Below are 2263 nucleotides of genomic sequence, written 5' to 3' on the forward strand. Positions count from 1 at the left end.
GGCCGGCCCCCCGGGATATTTTGTCATGGGAGAGGTTAAAAAAGCGATTTTTGATCATCCGCTTTTTTGCGTTTTGTGCGGGAAGGCAGGTTCTCGGGACGCGCCGGGACGCGACCGTCCTGAAATTCGATTTCGAATTGCGGGGTTTGACGGGCAGTGGCTGCTGTGGTGATCAGACCATTGGCGCCGTGAACCACCGCATAGCCGCGTCTGAGGGTCTCGGTATATCCGAGGGTCTGGCGCAGGCGATCCAGCCGCTCGAGACGCTCGAGACGCGATTGATGGATACGGGTGAATGCGGCATCCAGACGCAATTGCGCACCCTGAAGCGCCTCGCGATTGCGCTCAATGCCACGGGCGGCGTCATTGAGCAGGCGATTGCGGCTGTTGAGCAGGCTTTGGGCCAAACGCGTGATGCGTTCCTGACGCAAGCCCAGATGGCGTTGCAGGGCGGGATCAATCTTGGAGGCGGTCAGCAGCAGGTTTTGCCGGGCATTGCGGCTGTAGCTGCGCAAAAGGGCAACAGGAAGTGCCAAGACGTTCAACCCGTCACGGCGGGCACGGGTGAACTGCTTCAATGCGGGCTCAAGCCGGGTCGCAAACAGATCGAAACGCTGGCGCGCAGGGTCCGTCAGGCTTTGCGGGCGCCCCAAAGCGCGGCCCAGATCGCGCAGCCGCTGAGCGGGCTGTTCGATGCGGCGCCGTGCCGCTCGGCCTATACGCGACTGGATTTCACCCAACCTTAGCGCAATATCTGCGCGCACTGGAACCGCCATTTCGGCCGCAGCGGTCGGGGTCGGGGCGCGCCGATCCGCAGCGTAATCAATCAAGGTCGTATCGGTTTCGTGGCCAACCGCCGAAATCAGCGGGATCGTGCTTTCGGCCGCGGCGCGGACAACGATTTCCTCGTTGAACCCCCACAGATCCTCGAGGCTGCCGCCGCCGCGCGCCACGATGATCAGATCAGGACGCGGTACCGTCCCATTGCCATCAATTGCATTCAGGCCGCGAATGGCGGCGCTGACCTGGGGGGCGCATTCCTGGCCCTGAACGGCCACGGGCCAGATCAGAACATGGCTGGGAAAGCGGTCGCGCAAGCGGTGCAAGATATCGCGAATGACCGCGCCCGAAGGCGAGGTTACCACGGCGATCACCTGTGGCAGATAGGGCAATGGGCGTTTGCGGGCCTCATCGAAAAGCCCCTCGGCTGCAAGCGCCTTTTTGCGCTTTTCCAGCATCATCATCAGCGCGCCCGCACCGGCGGGCTCAATCTGATCGACGATCATCTGATATTTCGACTGGCCGGGAAAGGTGGTCAGTCGGCCCGTGGCGATGACCTCGATCCCCTCTTCGGGGCGGGTCAACAATTTGGCGGCCTGTCCCTTCCAGGTCACGGCATTCAAAACCGCGCGGTCATCCTTGAGATCAAAATACAGATGCCCCGAGGCCGGTCGCGAGACGCGGCCAACCTCGCCGCGCACGCGCACGCGGCCAAACTGATCCTCGATCGAGCGCTTCACCGCGCCCGAGATTTCGGAGACGGTGAACTCATGGGCGTTCGAGCCGGCCTCTTCGCTGTCTGGCCCGTCCTCAAAGAGTTCCATTTCATCCTCGCAAGGCTTGTTCCGTCAGGGCGCTCAGACTAGAACGCGGGCGAACAAGAAGGAAGGGCTGCGCATGAATATCCTGATCCTCGGCAGTGGCGGGCGCGAACATGCCTTGGCCTGGGCATTCCGCCAAAATCCGAAATGCGACCGTCTGTTCGTCGCGCCGGGCAATGCGGGGATCGAAGGGGTGGCACGTTGCGTGGCGCTGGATGTGCTGTCGGGCAGCGATGTGATTGCATTTTGCGAGGAAGCGGCGGTTGATCTGGTGGTGGTCGGCCCCGAAGCCCCGCTGGCCGCGGGTGTCGCAGATGCGTTGCGCGCGGCCGATATTTTGGTCTTTGGCCCTTCGGCGGCGGCGGCACAGCTGGAATCCTCGAAAAGCTTTACCAAAGAGATTTGCGATGCCTGCGGCGCGCCGACGGCGGCTTGGGCGCGCTTTGACGAGGCTGCACCCGCACGCGATTATATTCGCGCAAAGGGGGCACCGATCGTGGTCAAGGCCGATGGTTTGGCCGCTGGCAAAGGTGTCACGGTTGCCATGACCGAGGCCGAGGCGATTGCCGCCATCGATGATGCCTTTGGTGGTGCCTTTGGCGATGCTGGCGCCGAGGTTGTGATCGAAGAGTTCATGGAGGGTGAAGAGGCCAGCTTCTTTA

General features: G+C 62.4%; 2 protein-coding genes. One reads left to right on the forward strand and one right to left on the reverse strand.

Annotated elements, in window-relative coordinates; translation table 11 throughout:
* Nucleotides 1–35 precede the first annotated feature (35 nt).
* Complete coding sequence (xseA, locus tag RTS12_RS20645) at nt 36–1604, reverse strand: exodeoxyribonuclease VII large subunit (protein WP_312532023.1); 1569 nt, start codon at nt 1602–1604, stop codon at nt 36–38.
* Nucleotides 1605–1677: 73 nt separating this feature from the next.
* Here xseA and RTS12_RS20650 point away from each other — a divergent pair.
* Nucleotides 1678–2263, forward strand: a 586-nt coding sequence (locus RTS12_RS20650; RefSeq protein WP_409455730.1) for a phosphoribosylamine--glycine ligase, incomplete at its 3' end; no start/stop codon positions are given.

Source organism: Paracoccus sp. (in: a-proteobacteria) (assembly GCF_032007265.1).
GTDB lineage: Bacteria > Pseudomonadota > Alphaproteobacteria > Rhodobacterales > Rhodobacteraceae > Paracoccus.

Coding starts and splice junctions, on each gene's coding strand:
- xseA (WP_312532023.1), bottom strand. CDS start 1,604: ATGGAACTCTTTGAGGACGGGCCAGACAGCGAAGAGGCCGGCTCGAAC.